We start from the raw sequence: 17,914 nt of genomic DNA, 5'->3' as shown, positions 1-17,914 counted from the left end.
TCGCTGCGGAAAGTCAGTGATTTTAAGCTGATAATACATAAGATATTTATTCTAATGTATTAAACAATCCGATTAGCTTGACCGATCCTGGTGGAAGAGCTTCTGATGATGGTACAAAAGATTGTTGTAGTAATCTTAAAGGATTTAGTCTAGCTTTTTTAGATAATGTAAAAGGAAGTAATTTAACGCAAAAATACGATAATAGTTCTTCTTCTTCTTCTTTTAATAATGATGTAAAAACAGGAAACGGAGCGTCCTTTATAGCAGGAGGATTAGTGATGCTTAATGGTGTTAATGATATTGGAGCCGGAGGAACTGGACTGGTAGCTTCTGGAGCTCTATCATCAACAGGAGGTGGAACTGTTGCAGGAGGATAAGGTGGCTATATTAAGTGGAGGATTAATATTATCGGGAATTTTAAAAGTTGGTTTTAGAGCTTGGATAGTGAATAATTCTTCCAAGAATATAAAGAATGATAATTCTAAAGCTAATTCCTCTGAATCAAAAATAGCAAAAAGAGGAAGTTTTCGAAAAGGAATGTAGGATTCTTGGGATAATGCAAAAAACGGCTCTAAGCCAAATATAAAGCAATGTCCAACTTGTAAAAAGATGTTTAAGGAAATCATTATGAAAAAGAAAAGAGAAATGGTCCAAATGGTTGAGCCACAACCGCTCATGGACAAAACGAGATCACACCGGAATGACTAGAAAAGAACAATTGGACGATATAACAAAGGTGCTCCATTAGAATGTGCAAGCTGTAACCGTGCGGAAGGAAATAATGATTCAAGATTTCAAAAATGAAAGTAGTAGAACATTTAGAAAAATACATCGGAGAGATATCCAATGGTATAAATATTAATGATAAACGATATCATCTAACAATCTCATTGTATGACAGTACTCCATTTGAGGGTATTAGAACTTTTACTACATTAGGTGTGAATCGTTATTTTATTGACTATTATTATGAATTCATTTTTGTCTGTATGTCAAAATATAACGAAAATGAAATCTCTTCATTTTTAACTAGCTTTTTGGAATATCTAATTGATAGAAAAATTGGAATTTATAGAGGTGATGTTTTGTCATTTGATTTTACAATAACTTCGGAAACAAAGATGAATTCATTATACTTTTCTCTACCATTTTATTTTGATGACGATTTACAGGAGTTAAAATTAGAAGATAAATCGATTATTTTTCCTCTGATAATTCCAATTTATTCAAGTGAAGCTTTATTGATAAAACAAAAAGGATGGGAAAAATTCGAAGAATTCTTAGAAGATAACGAAATTAATGATTTGTGGAATCTTAATAGAAATGTATATTCTTGGTAACCAAGATTTCATCATCAATCCTTCACGATTTTATCTTGTAACAGATAATAAGTAATCAGTAATCTCGTATTTGCCCTTGAGTGTATAAGTTGCGATATACCAATCCTGTAAATCCTGGTAATGCCAAAGCAATGTTTAACGGGAATATTGCAGAGATCGACTGGAATAATGCTTCAGAAAATCTCTTGAAATGATATAATTACCACATACTTTCCCATCGCAAATCAATTTTACAAAAGCTATAAGACCTGGGAAAGGAAAGGTCGTTCCAATGTGTGGTAATTGTAAAGCAACTTTTGGAAAATAATTATTTTTTTATGTATACTGAAATAGAACAACAAACATTAGACATCGACTGGTTTTTTACCGATGATAATTATATTAGTTTTGTTGCTTCTGGAGCGGGAAAATTACCTGAAACAGTTGCAAATTCAGAAGTAAACAATAAAAAATTAGTATCTTATTTTAAGGGTTTACCAAAGATATCTCTTACAATAATAAATCCTTTATTAGATGCATTATTAACTAAGATATTTGGCAGTGGTGCTGATGAAAGATATTTAAGAAATTTTGTATATTTTACTCAAAGAGGACTTTACTCTTTTGATAAGACTAATTTAAATGATTTAACAGATACTCAATATCATTTGGTTGCTACTCCTGTAAAACCCTTAAAAGTAACTGATTTACCTCCGGATATTTTAGATATTTTGATACAAACCAAAATTAAAGACAATATAAATTCTATAAATGATTTGGATGTTAGTAAAATAATGTAAGCAAAATAAACTGTTCTGCGGAGTTTGTAACTTCATAGGTACCGTAAGCCTAATCGAGGCAGATTGAACCTTATTCTGGACATCAGGATAAGCGCAACTTTTACGAAATAATAAATAACATGATGACTAAAATTTTAATTCAAAACGCATTTAATGATCATAAAAATGATGGTTTTTTCTTAGCAGGTAAACCAAATGGAGAAGTACGTGTGGGAGATTATATAATTTTAAAGGATAACAGTCTCAAGATTGAAATTGTTAAAGTAGAAAAAGGAGATGTTGGTACTGTACTTATTAGTGTTAGAAAAATGCCAATATCATTAGTAAATATTAGTGAACTATATAACAAAGAATTTTTTATTCAGAAAGCCGATCCAGAAGATTAGTAATCCGTGAGCAATAATAAAAGAACCCATCGCAATTGCGGTGGGTTTCTTGTGTTCCCGCTGCCCGCTGCGCAATGTCTCCCGACTTTGAGCGAAAAAGAACACTGCAAAAACAGTGGTTTATGTTATCTTATGTTCTTTTTTTTTTACATAACAGAGCTATAATGCAGTAACTTAAAGTTGAAAGGTTTTTTAAACTTCTATTTTGGTCTGTTCGCTTCATAATCACTGACATCCATTTTCCTTTCGTCTGCTTCCCGTCTTTTTTCGAGTTGTTGTACATTTCTGTCAATTTCTGCCTGAGAACCTTCCAGGTAATTCTTATTTGAATTATTCTTTTGATGAGATCCACATGAAGAGGATATTACGAAAACGAATAAATACAGTCCTGAAAAATAAATTCTCATGTTGGTGGATTTCATTAGAGATACAATTTTTACATTTCAAAGGTTAGGCAATAATAATAACGGGAATGATTTTCTTATCGTTGCATCTGAATAATAAGTTCGATTCTAAAACAATTTTGTGATGGAGAAATCTTTCAGTTTTTTATCCCATCAATCCCGCAAAGTAAATCACTTATTCTCCAAAAGTTTCTCCATTCTCAGCATCATCTCTTCCTTTTCTTTCAGCATTCGCTCATACAGGGCGATCTTTTCATCATGAAATTGAAGGATTTTTTCAATAGGATTAATTTCAGCATACTTTATATATAAAGAATGCATTACAGCGTTATCGCTGTTGTTAATTGTATTCAAAATAATATTCACCGCCTGCTCTTCATCAAAATTCTGCAAAGCTTCCACCGGGATTTTCAGGACTTCAGATATTTTTTCCAGCAGTTGATCATCAATGACCTCTTTCTGTTCCAGCAATGATACTTTCTTTTGATTCCACTCATCTCCTAAATCGAATGCGAGACCTTCCTGCTTAATGCCCAGCATCTCCCTGAATCTTTTGATATTGCGTCCCTGGTGTACTTTCTGTTCCATGTGTTTTTTATTTATTTCTTAAGAGGCAAAAGCTCCTCTGAATTCCGGAGAGTAAAGTTAATCATTTATCAGATAAATAATTAATTTCAAATCTAAGAAATTCTCTCGGTTCAGGATAATTTCTGAAAAAAACCTTATTCTGATCTGACGAATTGTAAAGATCAGCACTGAGAATTTATTTTATCAGCCATTCGGTTTTTCAATATCAAGTACTCGGAATTCAGGTTGTCCGACATGAGTCTTATTGCTACTTCATTGGTTCAGGTAATCAGGCGGAATTTCTGACTGGAGTCTGTAGATAACAGAAACTGATTCGTTTCCCGCTGCACAAAGTTTATAACTTTGTGCAAATAAAGAAACCCCATCGAAATTGCGATGGGGTTTTGCGTTATAGTTCAGCTACATTTTTATTAAAGAAGTATATATTTTTTTTGGTAAACATTTTATATGCCATTTTTAAAATCATTGATTTATCATTTTCATCAAGTTGATTGATGAGATGTAATTTTTCAAAGTCAGGTTTCTCTTCGGTGGTGGGTTTACGACAGTTCTGATGATGATTTGGAGTTTCAGATCACGGAAAATGATTATTACCGATATCACTCTCCGTTTTCTGCAAGCTTTAAGAGTTTTTCCAACTTCTCTTCTTTCTCTTTCAGCATACGCTCATATAAACTGACTGTATCCTCATGAAGTTCTAAAATCTGGTCTACAGAATTAAATACCGGATTGTAATTTTTCTGATATCCGATACTGCTGCTGTTGAACGTGTTTGAAATGATATTCACTGAGTTCTCCCTTGCGAAACTCCGGAAATTATCCACATGGGATTTCATGGTTTCAGAAATTTTTTGCAATAGCGCTTCTTCAGTGGTTTCTCTCTGTTCGGTTGAGATTTTTTTTTGATTTCGGTGATCAACTTGCTTCGGAGTTAACGTCTCCTGACCATTCACTGCGGTCTCTCTGAATCTTTTGGTACTACTTCCCGGATGTGTTTTTTGTTCCATTGTATTTTATTTTTTTGAGGCAGTAACCTGCTCTCAACGTTGTGGAAATAAAATTACTCATTTACAGCCATCTATTTAATTATTTTCAAATCTAAAATATCCGGCAGTATATGATTTGGATGACTATTTTATACCTTCCCCGACTGTATCGGAATTTATTTACTCAAGATCTTTGCTACGGAAGTTTCAAATTCGACCTGGCTGTTCTCAATATCGTGATTTCTCTTTTTGATAAAATCGGTAGGTCGGATCCCGTTGATTTCCTGAAATAAGTTGGAGAAATTTGTTCTTGACGCAATTCCGCATTTCTCAGCCAGCGTTTCTATTTTGTAGTTGAGATATACTTTATCATTATAAAGTTTATTCGTGATGAAATTTATTCTAAGTTCACTCAGGTACCGATTGAAATTAACACCTTTGTACTCATTCACGACCTGAGACAGGTAATTAGAATTGGTATTGAATTTAACAGCCAGTTTATTTAGTGTCAGTCCGTTCTCAGTGAAGCCGTTTCTTTCTTCGAACCGTTTTAATTTCTGAATGATATCATTTACGATATCATTATTGAGTGCTGTTTTATCATCATCTTTCAGTTCTGATGTCTGATGCTTTGCAGGTTCTTCAAGTGATTTATTTAAGATCTTCTGTTCCAGGATTTTATAATTGATCCTCATTTTTTTCTCATTCCTGAATCTGATCAGGAGCATTGAAAACAGGACTAAGGCAAAAACAACCAGGACGATGATGATCCAGAATCCTCTGGAAGTTGCCAGCTCAAGTTTTGCTTTTTCTTCCTGCAGGGTTTTGGTATCATAGTTTTTATGAATAGTCGATGAAAGGTAGGAGAAGTCCTTGTTAATGACACTGTCCGCTTTCAGAAGCTGTTTGGTATAATAAAGTTCTTTTGCGTTGTCGTTCTTTTTTTTGTATTCGCTGATCAGTAATTCGTAGTTTTCCCTGAGTTCCGGAAGAATGAAACGGTGTTTCTGAAAAACCGAATCTACTTTCTGAAAATATTTGATTGCATTGCGGGAATCTTTCATTTCAAGGTATGATCTTCCTATGTAAAAATAATCAACGGTAGCCCAGGCGAAATCATTAATATGAATGATGGGTTTTAAAGCATTTTGTAAAGAGTTGATGGATTGGGGATATTCTCTTTTCCTGAATTCTTCAATGCCCCTTTCCTTCAGAAAATAGCCATATTCCTGCTGGTAATCTTTGCTGTTCTGAGTGCGGAGTATTCCTGTACCAATGAGTGAGTCAACCGCTTTGTACTGCTGCAGATTTCTGTAACATACGATAATGCGGTGAAGGCTGTTGTAATATCCTTTTTTATTGTTGAATATAATATTCGGATGATGGTCTTCGCCCATCCTTGCTTCAAAATAAGATTTACAGATTTCAAAATGTTCCAGCGCTTCGTCGTAATAGCCCAAATAGCTTTTTACAACGCCTATGTGATAAAGAATGCCGTTTTTTAAAAAATCATCTTTTGAATTTTTAGAATATTGGTATGCTTTTAAGTATTCGTCAAGAGCCGGTTTATATCTTTTGTAATTAAAATAGTAGACAATCCCTTTTTTCAGGTAAGCATCGCTGATCAGATTATCATCTTTAGAAAGAAGCGCCGCATCTACGGTACTGTCAGCGTAAATGAGTTTGTTTTTTGCGGAAGCAGAGAAGAATACAGCATCTTTATAGCCTTCCACAAGATGGGCATAATCTTTTTTCTTCCATCCCAGAGCAATATATTTATTCAGGTACCTGAATGCTTTTTCATCATTTTCCGGATAATTCTCGTAGTTTTTTTTAAAAAGATAAAATTCACTGTACTGCTCATTCTGAGAATAAAACATCTCAAAAGATAAAATTAGGAATAAAAGACAGAGCTTTTTCATGTTTTGGTGAAGATGATAATCTTTAATTGGGTCAAAAATAGATAAAATCAATTGATTTTTAATCAAAAAACACGGTTTTATTTAAAAATAACAAAGGTATATATGTTTACGTTTAAGTATTTGTTATTCAATAAATTATGTTTGTGCTAATTCGTTAATTGGCACGTACCAATTTTCTAATTGACACCATAAACGTTTTGGCAACCGCTGCAGGACGAATACTTTTGAAATCAGAATTCGAAACAAAATAATCAAAACCGGCCGGGATAAACTTCACATCAAAAATTAATAATGAAAAGTATTATCTCAAAACTAACCTTTGCAGCTGTTGTGCTTTTTCTTAATTCCTGTCGGGAAGACGATGAATGGGTAACAGAAGCAGAACAGATCAGTAACGTGCAGCTCAGTAATAAAAATAGTGATGAAACTGTACTGCAGCAAAAAAATGACAGTCTAACAGCAGTTAACATGGTCATAATCGAATTTTCAGAAGGTGATCCACCTCCAAAAACCGGGCAGCAGTGGAAGCATTAAGCTGAAATGAGACATTAATGAATCAGATGTTTCAGATTCAGACAGAGAGATTTAAATCTCATTCAATTAAACCTGAAAATTTTTCAGTTATGTGAAAAATTATTTTTTAAAACTAATAACCAACTGATAAGTCAATGCTTATGCCTTTTTATGATTAACTGTTTCTGTTTGCGTTGAAGAAAATTGAAAAGACACAATATATATATATAATACAGGCAAATTTATAAAATCAAGTCTTCAGCAATATACTGACGGAAATCTTAAAAGACAGGCAGAAGCCTTAAAGATAATGGAAAGTTATAAAGCCAATAAAGATCCTGGATCCTTAGCTTTTAGAATTGTATAAATGAAATATCCCATCGTTTTTATACAGATTTACTCAAAAAGCACTGTCTTTAATTTCCAAATAGAAAACGCATCTGCGTAAAAGATATCCTTTTCTAGAACCATGTTATTCAAAAAAACAGAGAATCACTGTTTATCATGAAGGATCCGCTAAAGTGGATCCTTTTTTACATCAAAAATTATCAGGAATATGTTCTGAAAGAGAAGCAGTATAAAGTTAAAATAAAAGAGACCATCTTTAAGACAGTCTCTATTCTGAAAATATTTTAGATTATTACAGGCATGCATTTTCCACTACCTCACAGTAATAAGCCTTACCACGGGTACAGCATTTTCTGGATCCTGCCGGACAGTTCTGAACACACCTTTCGATTCCTCCATTAATAGAGCTTAATTTGTTTCTGGAAATTTTTTTTAGGTTTTTCATAGGTATTTACATTAGTTTATCAAATATAATAAAATTATAAATATAAAAATGTACTAATTTTATAATTTTTAATGAAATTCATAGAGAATTCAGAAAATGTTTTGTACCAGGATGTGAGAATCAGTGTCAGAGAGAACCTGTATCATCCGCATCCTTAGAAACATGATCGATTTTGAGTAAACGGTATTGGTTGGGTGAATATTTGGTGGCAGATTTAAAATATTTTCCGAAATGAGAATTATCGTTGAATCCCAATGCGTAAGAAATTTCTGTAACCGAAAGTGTTGTATGCAGAAGCAGTCTTTCAGCCTCAAGGATAATCCGGTTTTTAATGATCTGACCTGCCGGGATATCAAGACTTTCTTTAATAACTGCATTGAGGTAATTGGGACTGAGATTCAGCCTCTCTGCATATTTAGACGTTGTTTTTAAATCTTTGTAATGGAGATTGACAAGATTGCTGAATTTTTCTATAATTGCTTTTTTATGATTTACAGACCTGTCAACAAGATTTTTCTTATTTGAATTCCTGATATATTTAAGGACAAAAACTTTGAGCAGCAGGCAGATGATTTCCTTTCGCAGAGACTGATTCCCGGAATATTCCTGTTGCAGTTCCTCAAAAGTCAGCAGGAGGTTGGCTTTATGCCCTTCAGATAAAAGAATAAATGGTGCTACATTATGAAGCGCTGTATCACTTTTAATAATTTTATTACCGGTGTATACATAGTTGTAAAATGATTTGGTAAACATGAGTACAAAACCTTTCTCAGAATTTAAATTCTTTACATCGTAGACCTGATGGTAATTAATAAAAAAGAATTTTAAGGGACTCAGGTCAAATTCCTGATGATCGATCGTTACGGAACCTTCTGCATTATCAGAAAGTAAAAATGTATAGAATTTATTTTTAAAATGGGAATCTGAAACAGTCCTCAGTCTTTCTTTAAATTGCTTAATTGGCATAATGATAAACTCATTCCGGAGAGCAGAATGACTCTGAATTTTACTTAAAGTAAGAGACTGGATGGTATGATTCACTATTTTGAATTTTTCTGATCAAATATAAACATAAAAAATACCACAATTTTTATTGTGGTATATATCTTATCGGGTCGACCGATTTAATTACTGTGTTCCAGAATTTTCAGCTGTTGCAGCTGGATTATACTTTCAGTTTTTTTATCTACATATTCAGAATTCATGGCACGAAGGACGGCCATATAGTTCATGCTGAAATCAATGGTATCACCGACATGATATTGAGTACTGTTATCTGCAAGATCAAGAATCATCATGTCAGAACTGGCTCCAATAATTTTAATTCCTGAAGATATCGGTTCTATATGCACGGGATCAATATCCAGAACACCAACATCAACAATCGCCCTTACCGATGTTTTCCCGATATTCCTGCAATCATGTTGTGGAGTTTCACCGGTTAGATTAGTTCCTGCATCTCCTGCCGGGACCATAGGTTTCTCCACGATCTCTATAATTTCGGCGGTCAGTTTAAATACATCCTGATACATTCCTTTTAGGGTTGAATCACTGTATACGTCAGTACCGAAAAATAATGTTTCTCCAATTCTGAAGTGATTGATTCCTTCCGGTACTTTATTTTTGAAAATCAGAGGGATCGTAACAGATGAGCCTGCAGATATAAATGGAATCACGGTGCCATGTGACTCTTCAATAATCTCTTTAAAACGATTCAGTTTGACCAGTTTCTTTTCATCTGGGAGGATCCCGTTGAGGCAGTTGAGGTTTGTTCCGATCCCCACAATTTCTATATTGGGTATTTTGACAGCCTCACCATAAAAGTGAGAAAGGTTTTTTACCATAATGCCTTCCCTGAGTTCTCCCATTTCGACCATAATAACAATTTTATGGATTTTATTTTGGCTTGCTGCTTCATCCGAAAGAGCTTTGATTGTATCCAGTTCGCTGTTGAAACTGACGTCTGCATATTTAACAATGCTTTCAGCAAGTCTTTTAGCAGGCGGCTTTATATAAACGGTCTTTGTTTTCGGGGAAAGCTCTTTGATATGGCGCAGATTCGTCAACCGTGAATCACAGACTTCTTTGTCTGATATCTTTAAGAGGCATTTCAGAAACTTTTCATTTCCGCAGAGCAATTTTGCAACTACGGCCCATTCGATATGGTTTTCTTCGAAAAGCTGATTTAAATAATTATAGTTATGAAGTAATTTATTGGTGTTTAAAGTAATGTGTGACATTTTATTTTTTTAGTCGCATTTCAAGATATTTACTGGTAAATCCCAGCTTCCTGTATAAATGTATTGCCGGATTTTCCGGTTCACAGTGGAGTGCGATGTCTCCATGAGAAGATTCAATAGCCTGCTGCATCAGTCTTTTACCGATTCCCTGTCCGCGCACGTTTTTATCAGTAGCGATGTAGACAAGAATATTTTCAGGTATATATCCACCCATTCCGGTTTTATTGACAACAACAGCACCCACAAGATGATCAGTGTTCTCGTCTCTGGCAGTAATGATCAGGCCTCCGGGTTTGTTTTCAAATCCTAACGCATAGCTGACAGCATCCGAAATATCTGATTCCGGATCACCGTATTGTTCCAGATGTTCAAAAAGAAACTGAATGATTTCGTGCTTTTGGTTGGGGTTGGGCCTGTTTTCATCTGAATATTTTTGTAGTGTAATCATAAAGTTGTTTTATCCCGGATGTGGAAGAGTAATGTCAAAACCTGCATTTTCATCTGCATGGTCTTTACTCTTTTCCCTGTTGTTTTTTAGAAATAATAAGGGAAGATCCGTATAATTAATAATCTGTTTGAAAAAATTTTCTGAAAAAAATGATTTCCAGCTGTCCTCATCTTTGTACGTAAGGATAATAATATCAGCATGGTCATCTTTCGAAAATTTTGAAATCTGTGTCGCCTTATCACGGGTCAGTAAAAACTGTGAGTCATATTCCTGTGAACTGATTGCCAGATTTTTTCTTACTCCCTTGTAAGCCTCTTTAATTTTAAATAAATCATCTTCATCACTTATTCCCAGCAGGCTTATAACGCCTCTGTTTTTCTTTGCAATGGCAACAGAAAGATCAATTTTATCTGTTAGATCTTCTAAAACCCTGACAGGAACAAGTATTTTATCAAAACAGTATTTTCTGCAGTTTTCCGGGACTAATAAAACCGAGCAGTCTGCCTCTGTCAGAATATGATAAGATAATGACCCCAGAATCAGTTGGGTGAAATTTTGTTTACCCGAACTTCCACAGACCACCAGATCGACCTTCTCTTCATCAATAACAGCATTGATCCCATGAATCAAACTGTCATTTTTGATCACAGTTTTAAACTCCAGATCAGAATGCTGTTCCTGTAAAGATCTTTCAAGCGCCTTTAAAGACTGTTCTGTTTTGTGATAATTTTCACTGATGGTTTCTGCCCCGATCATCTGCTTTCCCGTCCTGTCAATGATGGCATGATTGGTAATATTGTGAAATAAAACAATTCGGGATTGGTGGCGGGCAGCAATATTCACTGCCATTCTGACTGCGTTAAGTGATTTACCGCTAAAATCGACTGCTACTAAAATAGAGCTTATTAAATTTTGCATAATGATTTGAGAGTGTGATTTCAAATAAGAATACAAAATTACAGACTGGTGATCTTAATCCATGTTAAGAATCAGGGTGGTCATGGTATATTTTATCTTTTAACGATTAGTAAATATTTATGCCGAAATTTCTCACAACTCAAGAGGTTTTTAGAAATCTGGAGAATTTTTAATGGAGTAATGTTAATATGACTCATCTAAACCGGTGATTTTTTGGTTGTACAGTTTATAAACCACTCCGTCTTATTGGCTCCGTGAAGTTTAATTTCATCCGTCGGATTAGTCTTAAAAGTAGATGGTGCGTTTCCTGTAAAATAGTTTATTTTCAGGACAGCGATTTAAGCGTTTTTACAATTAAGAGATGATATTATTTTATTGGGGATAAAACCTCATCTGCTCAAAAACGTTATCAGGATTTGCTTTCAGTAAATCAATCAGTTTTTTCAGTTCAGATTCTTCCCAGGATTTTTGAAACATCTCATCATGGAGAAGAATTACCACATTTTTTTCTGTAAAGGTTTTATCTGAATTACACAGTTTTGTCACTGACTGATACATATCGTTAACCGTCTGTACCGGAGTTCCGTCCTTATCATGATGCTGCCATTCCAAATCCCAGCCTACAACTTTGTATCCGAGATTAGCGAGATGATCAGCGGTCTGTATACCGTTTGAAATATCGTTTTTGGATCTTCCGTACAGACGCCACATATTGCGTCCGGGAAGCCGTACAATTTTGTATGGAAGCTTCAGCAGGTTTTGATTATACACAATATCACTGACCGATTTCTCAGTATTGTTATAAAAAGTTTCGTAATGGTTATTGGCATGGGTATAGCTGTGATTATACTCGTCGATATAAGGGTTCTCGTCATAATATTTAGCGTAGGTATCCATTTTTTTGTCTTTGACGACATGTTCGCCGACCATAAAGACACTGATTTTAATTTTTTCTTTTAAAATGATGTCGTTAATGTTCTCGCTCCCGTTAAGAGGGCCGTCATCAAAGGTGAGGTAGATACTGCATTTATTCCGGGCAGGTTTATTCTGTGAATAAGTGCAGCCAAAAATCAGTAATGCTGTGAACGCTAGAAATCCTGTCAGTTTTTTCATATCATGATTTGTATAAAGATAAATAAATCCAATGTAATTTTTCTTATTTTTATCTGGTAAATCTTTCCTAAAAACCCATTAAATCATGAGCAAGTCAAAACTGATAAAATTGATCAGAAAGATCCGCTGGAAAGAAATTCTGGCTGTCATTATTTTACTTCTGGCCTTCACCTTTTTCAGAAGTGAAAGACATGAACTAGCATCAATAGGTCCGTTGCTTAAAAGCTCAGATGTATCATGGATCTTGGCAGGTGTTTTTCTCGCTCTGATCTACATCCTGCTGCAGGGGCTGATGTATATAGCCAGTTTTCGCAGTACAGGACTGACTGTAAATATTAAGGATGCAGTCATCTTATTCCTGAAAAGGAATTTTTTAAGCATCTTTCTTCCTGCCGGTGGCGTGAGCTCATTAGCATATCTTCCCAGGAATATCAGAATAAAAGGATATAAGACTTCTAAAATCCATCAGGCAAGTGTTGTCTATGGTTTTACAGGACTGCTGACGGTTCTTATTGTAGGGCTGCCTCTAATCCTTTACGCGGTATGGATCAACAGGAATTTCAGTGACAGCAGTACAGGAATCGTGTCACTCATCATTCTTCTGGCAGTGATACACGGACTGTACCTTTCATTTAAAAGGAAAAATTTCCTATACCGGTTTATTGATCAGAAGTTTCCGGAGGTCATGCTTTCTTTTGAAGAAATTTTCAGCAATGACATTGATAAGAAATATTTCTGGCTTACTGTATTGGTTTCTGTGATCATTGAGTTTTGCGGGGTTTTTCATCTGCTTATCGCTATGTATGCATTTGGTGTTGAGGCTTCTTTTTCTGCAGCAGCCATATCTTATGTAGTCTCCGTTTTATTAATGATCGTTTCCCCTTTTCTTCGCGGATTAGGGGTGGTAGAATTTTCACTGACCTATATTCTTGCCAATTTCGGCTACAGCCACAGTCAGGGTCTTGGTATTACATTGCTCTACCGTTTTTTTGAGTTCTGGCTTCCATTAGTCCTGGGAATCATTACCTATCTGTGGAGTGGCAGAAAACTGTTTGCGAGAATGCTGCCGATGGTGATGACTTTTCTTTTGGGGATCATTAACATTCTTTCTGTGGTAACCCCTGCCATAGCTCACCGTATGCATATTCTGAAGCTCTATTTATCACTTGATTTTATGCACTTTTCCAAAATGCTGACCCTAATCTCAGGAATACTGCTTCTGGTAACTTCTGCCAGTCTTTTCAGAGGTGTAAGGCGGGCCTGGTATTTTGCTGTTATTTTGACATCTGCTTCTGTTATTTTTAATCTGACAAAAGCTTTGGACTATGAAGAAGCATCAATAGCACTGTGTACTCTGGGATTATTGATTTACAGCCGCAGGGAATACAATTTCAAAACAAAAAAAACATCTCTGCAGTATGGCTTCAGCTGGTTTTTAGGGGTTTTTATTACTGTTTTTATATTTAATTTTTTCACCTTTTATTTTATCAATTCCTCTCATTTCGGAATTGATTTTACAAAGAAAGAAGCGCTGTACTATACATTACACACTTTTCTGTTGTTCAAAGATCCCGGTTTGATCCCTCATACAGGTTTTGCCAGAGATTTTCAGAATCTGAATTATATTTTAGGAACTGTTTCCTGGCTGGTTCTTATTTTTTCATTCTACAGAACGAATGTTCATACAGATCAGAGTGACGTGGAAGATCATAGCCTCGCCGAAAATCTTGTCCGGGAATATGGTACTTCATCTCTGGACTATTTCAAACTCACCTGGGACAAACAGTTATTTTTTCCTGAAGAGATACATGGTTTTTTATCGTACAGAACGGGTAATGGATTTGCCGTGATTCTGGAAGAACCGGTATGCGCTGAGCAGGATACAACAGAAATTATCACCCGGTTTGAAGAATACTGTAAAATCAATAATCTTAAAACCTGCTATTACCGGGTGAGCCAAAACGGACTTTCGTGTTTCAGTATGTTTAAAAAACAGAAATTATTCATAGGGCAGGATGCCATTCTTGATGCTGAGAAATTCAGCATGGCAGGAAAAGAAAGAAAAGCGATCAGAAACAGTGTAAATGCTTTGGAAAAATCAGGATATAAAACAGAAATACAATATGCTCCGCAAAGCGAAGATGCGATAGCTCAGTTGAAGAGAGTTTCTGACGAATGGTTAAAACAGGATAACAAAAAAGAGATTGTTTTTGCAGAAGGTATGTTTGAACCTGACATTATTAAAAACCAGGATGTGATCACTATTTCCGATGGAGACGGGCAATGCGTTGCCTTTTTAAATATCATTCCTTATTGTGCACCTGATGAATGCAGCTATGATATGATCAGAAAAACAGAAAACGCTCCGAACGGAAGTATCGATGTACTGATCGTAAAGCTTGTCGAATATGCTAAATGGCAAAATTTAAAATTCATTAATATGGGAATGACTCCGATGGCAGAGATTGAGCAGCCCGACAATACTGCTGAAGAAATTCTGAAATTTGTTTATCAGAGAGTAGGAAGCTTTAAACATTATCATACCCTGAGGAGTTTTAAGGAAAAGTATGCGGATGTGTGGGAAAATAAATATCTCGTTTACAATAATGACCTTGATCTGTTACAGATTCCGTCAGCATTAAATAAAGTAATGAAACCATGAAAAAAAATATCAGATTTGTCTTTATGATCCTTTGTTTCGGATTCATTTTATTATTAGCGGGATGTAAATCCGATACTGATTTTAAGATCAGGGAATGGAATTCTCATTCGAATAAGCCTATTATTTTTTTCCTCAGTGGCGATGCAGGCTTCAATACTTTTTCAAAAATTTTGGGAGATCATTTACAGGATCTCGGTTATGATGTTTTTGCCTTGGATACAAAAACTTATTTCTGGAATAAAAAAACTCCTGAAAAGACCTCTCAGGATATTGAAGAATTTATCAGAAGACAGTTGGAGGGCAGAAAAAATAAACATGTGATCATAGTCGGATATTCTTTTGGAGCAGATGTCACTTCATTTGTTTATAACAGATTCTCGGAAGAGATGAAAAAGAATATTCAAAAAGTGTTTATCATCGGCCCATCCAAAAGCAACGATTTTAAAATTCATTTGGAAGAATACTTTGGACAGTATATCAAAGGAAGTTTTCCTGTCGTTCCTGAGATCAATAAAATGGTGAATGCTCCGGTACAGTTGGTCTTGAGTGATTTTGAGTTTGCCAATTTTCCTTACCGCGAAATAACATTGGGGAAAAATTATCAGATGACGCATATTGCAGGGAATCATCATTACGGAGGAAATACCAAAATGCTTGCCCAATACATATCTGATCACAGTAATCCGCGATAAGTGAGGTGATGAGGTGGACAGTCGTCTTTGCTGAGTAGAACGCCCTTGCGAACGAAAAATGTTTTCAGGATTTTAGACCCTCTGTTGCGAGCGTAGCGTTAAAATTCATGTTGAGATTCTTTCAGAATGACAAACATTGTGGTAATTTTAATATGAGTGAGAGTAATAGTAAAACTGTTGTGAAAAGTACGTCATTTCGAGTAAAATTCTGAAAGAATTTGTATCGAGAATCTGTGAACCTTAAACAAAGTTTCTTCATTATTCAAAAAATTCTGGATACGGATTTCTTCAAAAACTTACCCAAACGGACGTGGTTTAAGAATAATCTTTAAGAAGCTGCCGGTAACTGGTAAGTAGTGCTGATTTTGAAATAAAACCGATAAATCTGTTTTCTTCATCAACAACAGGGAGATTCCAGGTCGAAGTATCATCAAACATCTGAATGATTTTTACGGGTTTATCATTCAGCATAACTACTGCTGCAGGAACTTTAAGCAGTTTGGAGATATTCAGTTTCTCGTTTTCGTTAAATAAATAAGGACGGATATCATCCAATGTAAGAATTCCTTTGAGCTGATGTGCATCATTCACAACTGCAAAGTTGTTTTTTCTTCCGCTGCTGATCAGGTCATACAGTTCCTGTAATGATGAATTTTCATGAATAGTCTGAGAATCAAAATCTATAAAGTCTCTTGTCTGTAAAGAAGAAAGAAGATTGCTGTCGTGCTGATGGGTAAATATTTTACCCTGCTCCGCAAGTGTCTTTAATTCTGGCGAGATTGGGGCAAACCATTTGGCTATAAGATAAGAAATGACAGCAACAATCATCAGCGGAATAAAAAGATCGTATCCGAAGCTTGATTCTGCGATCAGGAAAATTGCTGTAAGAGGGGCATACAGCACACCGCTCATGGCACCTGCCATTCCTACCAGGATCAGATTGGTCACCGGAACCTCAGAAAAACCTAAATTCCGGCATATTATCGCAAATAAAAATCCAACAGATCCTCCAGCAAACAGGGAAGGAGCAAAATTTCCTCCGTTTCCGCCACTGAAAATAGTGAATGAGGTGGCAAATGCTTTCAGAAGACAGACCAGGATCAGAAATACAATAACAGTCCAGTCCCCGATTTCAAAATATCTGAAAAAACTGTTGTGTATGACGGCATTCACATTTCCATTTGTAAAATCTTTTACGGTGTCATATCCTTCACCGAATAGAGGAGGGAAAAGCACACATAACAATGAGAGGACGGCACCTCCAAACATGGCTTTACGGAGGCGGGTGAGCTGGAGCCCGTTGATAAAGTGCTCCACCCGTTGAGATACGACTACGAAATATCTTGCATAGAGTCCTGTGATGATTCCAAGAATCAGGTAGTACGGGACGTTTCGGTAATTGAAGGGCTCACGGGTATAAAACCTGAACAGGACATCTTCCTGAAGCAATATTCTGGATAATAAGCTGCCGCAGACTGCCGCAACGACAAGTGGAATGAAATCTGTAAACACAACCCCGGTCAGTAAAATTTCAAATGCAAACATGATTCCTGCGATCGGGGCGTTGAATGCTGAAGCAATACCGGCTGTAGCACCTGCAGCCAGAAGAAGGGTCCGTTCCTTATAGCTTAATCTGTAAGTCCGGGCATAATTTGATCCTATCGCAGCACCGGTAACGGCAATTGGGCTTTCTATTCCCGCAGAACCTCCCAATCCGACGGTCACAGCACTCTGGATCACCTGCGAATACATTTTTACATTTGATACAATACTTGAGTTTTGTGCAATTTCATATAAAATCGCTCCGATACCTTTTCTGTCCTGTCCTTTAAAAAGAGCAATGACGATAAATGCAGTTAAGACAATACCTAAAAAAGGAAACAGGATGTAAAAAATGATCTGATACTCAAAATGAACATCATAAGTTATGAAATGGTGGATATTATGGACAATGGTTTTTAAAATCACTCCAGCCAATCCGGCAGTGCAGCCTACAAGAATCCCGGAAAGGATAAGAAATTGATTTCTGCTCAGACGGTTCTTGAGCCAGTGAAGAATAATTTCGTAGCTGCGGGCTTTTTTGAGACCAAACTGTTGAAAATCTCTCTTGAACTTTAGAAAACTCACATA

At 35.7% G+C, this 17,914-nt stretch carries 18 protein-coding genes; 7 read left to right on the top strand and 11 right to left on the bottom strand.

Translation table 11 applies throughout. The annotated features are described in order from the left end of the window. The first annotated feature begins 77 nt into the window (after window positions 1-77). The 4 genes from AC2A07_RS12195 (at window position 78) to AC2A07_RS12180 (ending at window position 2,505) form a co-directional block, all read left to right on the top strand. Window positions 78-377 carry a hypothetical protein gene (locus tag AC2A07_RS12195; RefSeq protein WP_484050645.1) on the top strand — a complete coding sequence of 100 codons (300 nt, stop codon included), beginning with the start codon at window positions 78-80 and terminating at the stop codon, window positions 375-377. Window positions 378-800: 423 nt separating this feature from the next. Beyond that, a complete protein-coding gene (locus AC2A07_RS12190) occupies window positions 801-1,340 on the top strand; it encodes a suppressor of fused domain protein (RefSeq protein ID WP_484050644.1) in 540 nt (179 codons plus the stop codon). Window positions 1,341-1,657: 317 nt separating this feature from the next. Further along, window positions 1,658-2,119, top strand: coding sequence for a hypothetical protein (locus AC2A07_RS12185; RefSeq protein ID WP_484050643.1), 462 nt, complete (start codon window positions 1,658-1,660; stop codon window positions 2,117-2,119). Window positions 2,120-2,238: 119 nt separating this feature from the next. Beyond that, entirely contained in the window at window positions 2,239-2,505 is a 267-nt protein-coding gene (locus AC2A07_RS12180; RefSeq protein WP_484050642.1) for a hypothetical protein, read from the top strand. Window positions 2,506-2,705: 200 nt separating this feature from the next. Here the strand turns inward: AC2A07_RS12180 and AC2A07_RS12175 are convergent, their stop codons facing one another. The 4 genes from AC2A07_RS12175 to AC2A07_RS12160 form a co-directional block, all read right to left on the bottom strand. Next, complete coding sequence (locus AC2A07_RS12175; protein WP_484050641.1) at window positions 2,706-2,927, bottom strand: hypothetical protein; 222 nt, start codon at window positions 2,925-2,927, stop codon at window positions 2,706-2,708. A gap of 153 nt (window positions 2,928-3,080) precedes the next feature. Continuing rightward, window positions 3,081-3,497: a helix-turn-helix domain-containing protein gene (locus AC2A07_RS12170; RefSeq protein ID WP_484050640.1), complete on the bottom strand. Its 417-nt coding sequence runs from the start codon at window positions 3,495-3,497 to the stop codon at window positions 3,081-3,083. 599 nt (window positions 3,498-4,096) lie between these two features. Next, window positions 4,097-4,504, bottom strand: coding sequence for an XRE family transcriptional regulator (locus AC2A07_RS12165; protein WP_484050639.1), 408 nt, complete (start codon window positions 4,502-4,504; stop codon window positions 4,097-4,099). A 155-nt stretch (window positions 4,505-4,659) separates the two neighbouring features. Continuing rightward, window positions 4,660-6,405 carry a helix-turn-helix domain-containing protein gene (locus AC2A07_RS12160; protein ID WP_484050638.1) on the bottom strand — a complete coding sequence of 582 codons (1,746 nt, stop codon included), beginning with the start codon at window positions 6,403-6,405 and terminating at the stop codon, window positions 4,660-4,662. 291 nt (window positions 6,406-6,696) lie between these two features. Here AC2A07_RS12160 and AC2A07_RS12155 point away from each other — a divergent pair, with 291 nt between their 5' ends. Continuing rightward, a complete protein-coding gene (locus AC2A07_RS12155; protein WP_484050637.1) occupies window positions 6,697-6,939 on the top strand; it encodes a hypothetical protein in 243 nt (80 codons plus the stop codon). 619 nt (window positions 6,940-7,558) lie between these two features. Here AC2A07_RS12155 and AC2A07_RS12150 read toward each other — a convergent pair. From AC2A07_RS12150 to AC2A07_RS12125, 6 genes are all read right to left on the bottom strand, one after another. Continuing rightward, entirely contained in the window at window positions 7,559-7,711 is a 153-nt protein-coding gene (locus AC2A07_RS12150) for a bacteriocin-like protein (RefSeq protein ID WP_484050636.1), read from the bottom strand. 126 nt (window positions 7,712-7,837) lie between these two features. Next, complete coding sequence (locus AC2A07_RS12145) at window positions 7,838-8,752, bottom strand: helix-turn-helix domain-containing protein (protein WP_484050635.1); 915 nt, start codon at window positions 8,750-8,752, stop codon at window positions 7,838-7,840. Window positions 8,753-8,835: 83 nt separating this feature from the next. Next, window positions 8,836-9,951, bottom strand: a complete 1,116-nt coding sequence (locus tag AC2A07_RS12140; RefSeq protein WP_484050634.1) for an alanine racemase — start codon at window positions 9,949-9,951, stop codon at window positions 8,836-8,838. A gap of 1 nt (window position 9,952) precedes the next feature. Then, window positions 9,953-10,399: a GNAT family N-acetyltransferase gene (locus tag AC2A07_RS12135; RefSeq protein ID WP_484050633.1), complete on the bottom strand. Its 447-nt coding sequence runs from the start codon at window positions 10,397-10,399 to the stop codon at window positions 9,953-9,955. A 9-nt stretch (window positions 10,400-10,408) separates the two neighbouring features. Then, the gene (locus tag AC2A07_RS12130) at window positions 10,409-11,317 is read right to left on the bottom strand and encodes a universal stress protein (RefSeq protein ID WP_484050632.1); all 909 of its coding nucleotides are present in this window, start codon (window positions 11,315-11,317) and stop codon (window positions 10,409-10,411) included. Window positions 11,318-11,689: 372 nt separating this feature from the next. Continuing rightward, complete coding sequence (locus AC2A07_RS12125) at window positions 11,690-12,430, bottom strand: polysaccharide deacetylase family protein (protein ID WP_484050631.1); 741 nt, start codon at window positions 12,428-12,430, stop codon at window positions 11,690-11,692. A gap of 85 nt (window positions 12,431-12,515) precedes the next feature. Here AC2A07_RS12125 and AC2A07_RS12120 point away from each other — a divergent pair, with 85 nt between their 5' ends. Both AC2A07_RS12120 and AC2A07_RS12115 read left to right on the top strand, forming a co-directional pair. Beyond that, window positions 12,516-15,092: a phosphatidylglycerol lysyltransferase domain-containing protein gene (locus AC2A07_RS12120; protein WP_484050630.1), complete on the top strand. Its 2,577-nt coding sequence runs from the start codon at window positions 12,516-12,518 to the stop codon at window positions 15,090-15,092. Beyond that, a complete protein-coding gene (locus AC2A07_RS12115) occupies window positions 15,089-15,784 on the top strand; it encodes an alpha/beta fold hydrolase (RefSeq protein WP_484050629.1) in 696 nt (231 codons plus the stop codon). The genes AC2A07_RS12120 and AC2A07_RS12115 overlap by 4 nt, the downstream gene beginning before the upstream one ends. Before the next feature lie 315 nt (window positions 15,785-16,099). Here the strand turns inward: AC2A07_RS12115 and AC2A07_RS12110 are convergent, their stop codons facing one another. Next, window positions 16,100-17,911 (bottom strand): chloride channel protein, encoded by a 1,812-nt coding sequence (locus AC2A07_RS12110; RefSeq protein ID WP_484050628.1) that lies wholly within the window; start codon window positions 17,909-17,911, stop codon window positions 16,100-16,102. Window positions 17,912-17,914: the final 3 nt, after the last annotated feature.

It is taken from the genome of Chryseobacterium sp. HNCC26DJ238 (assembly GCF_057180465.1).
Note: the sequence above shows the minus strand (reverse complement) of the source record. Positions and strands in the feature narration are given on the sequence as shown.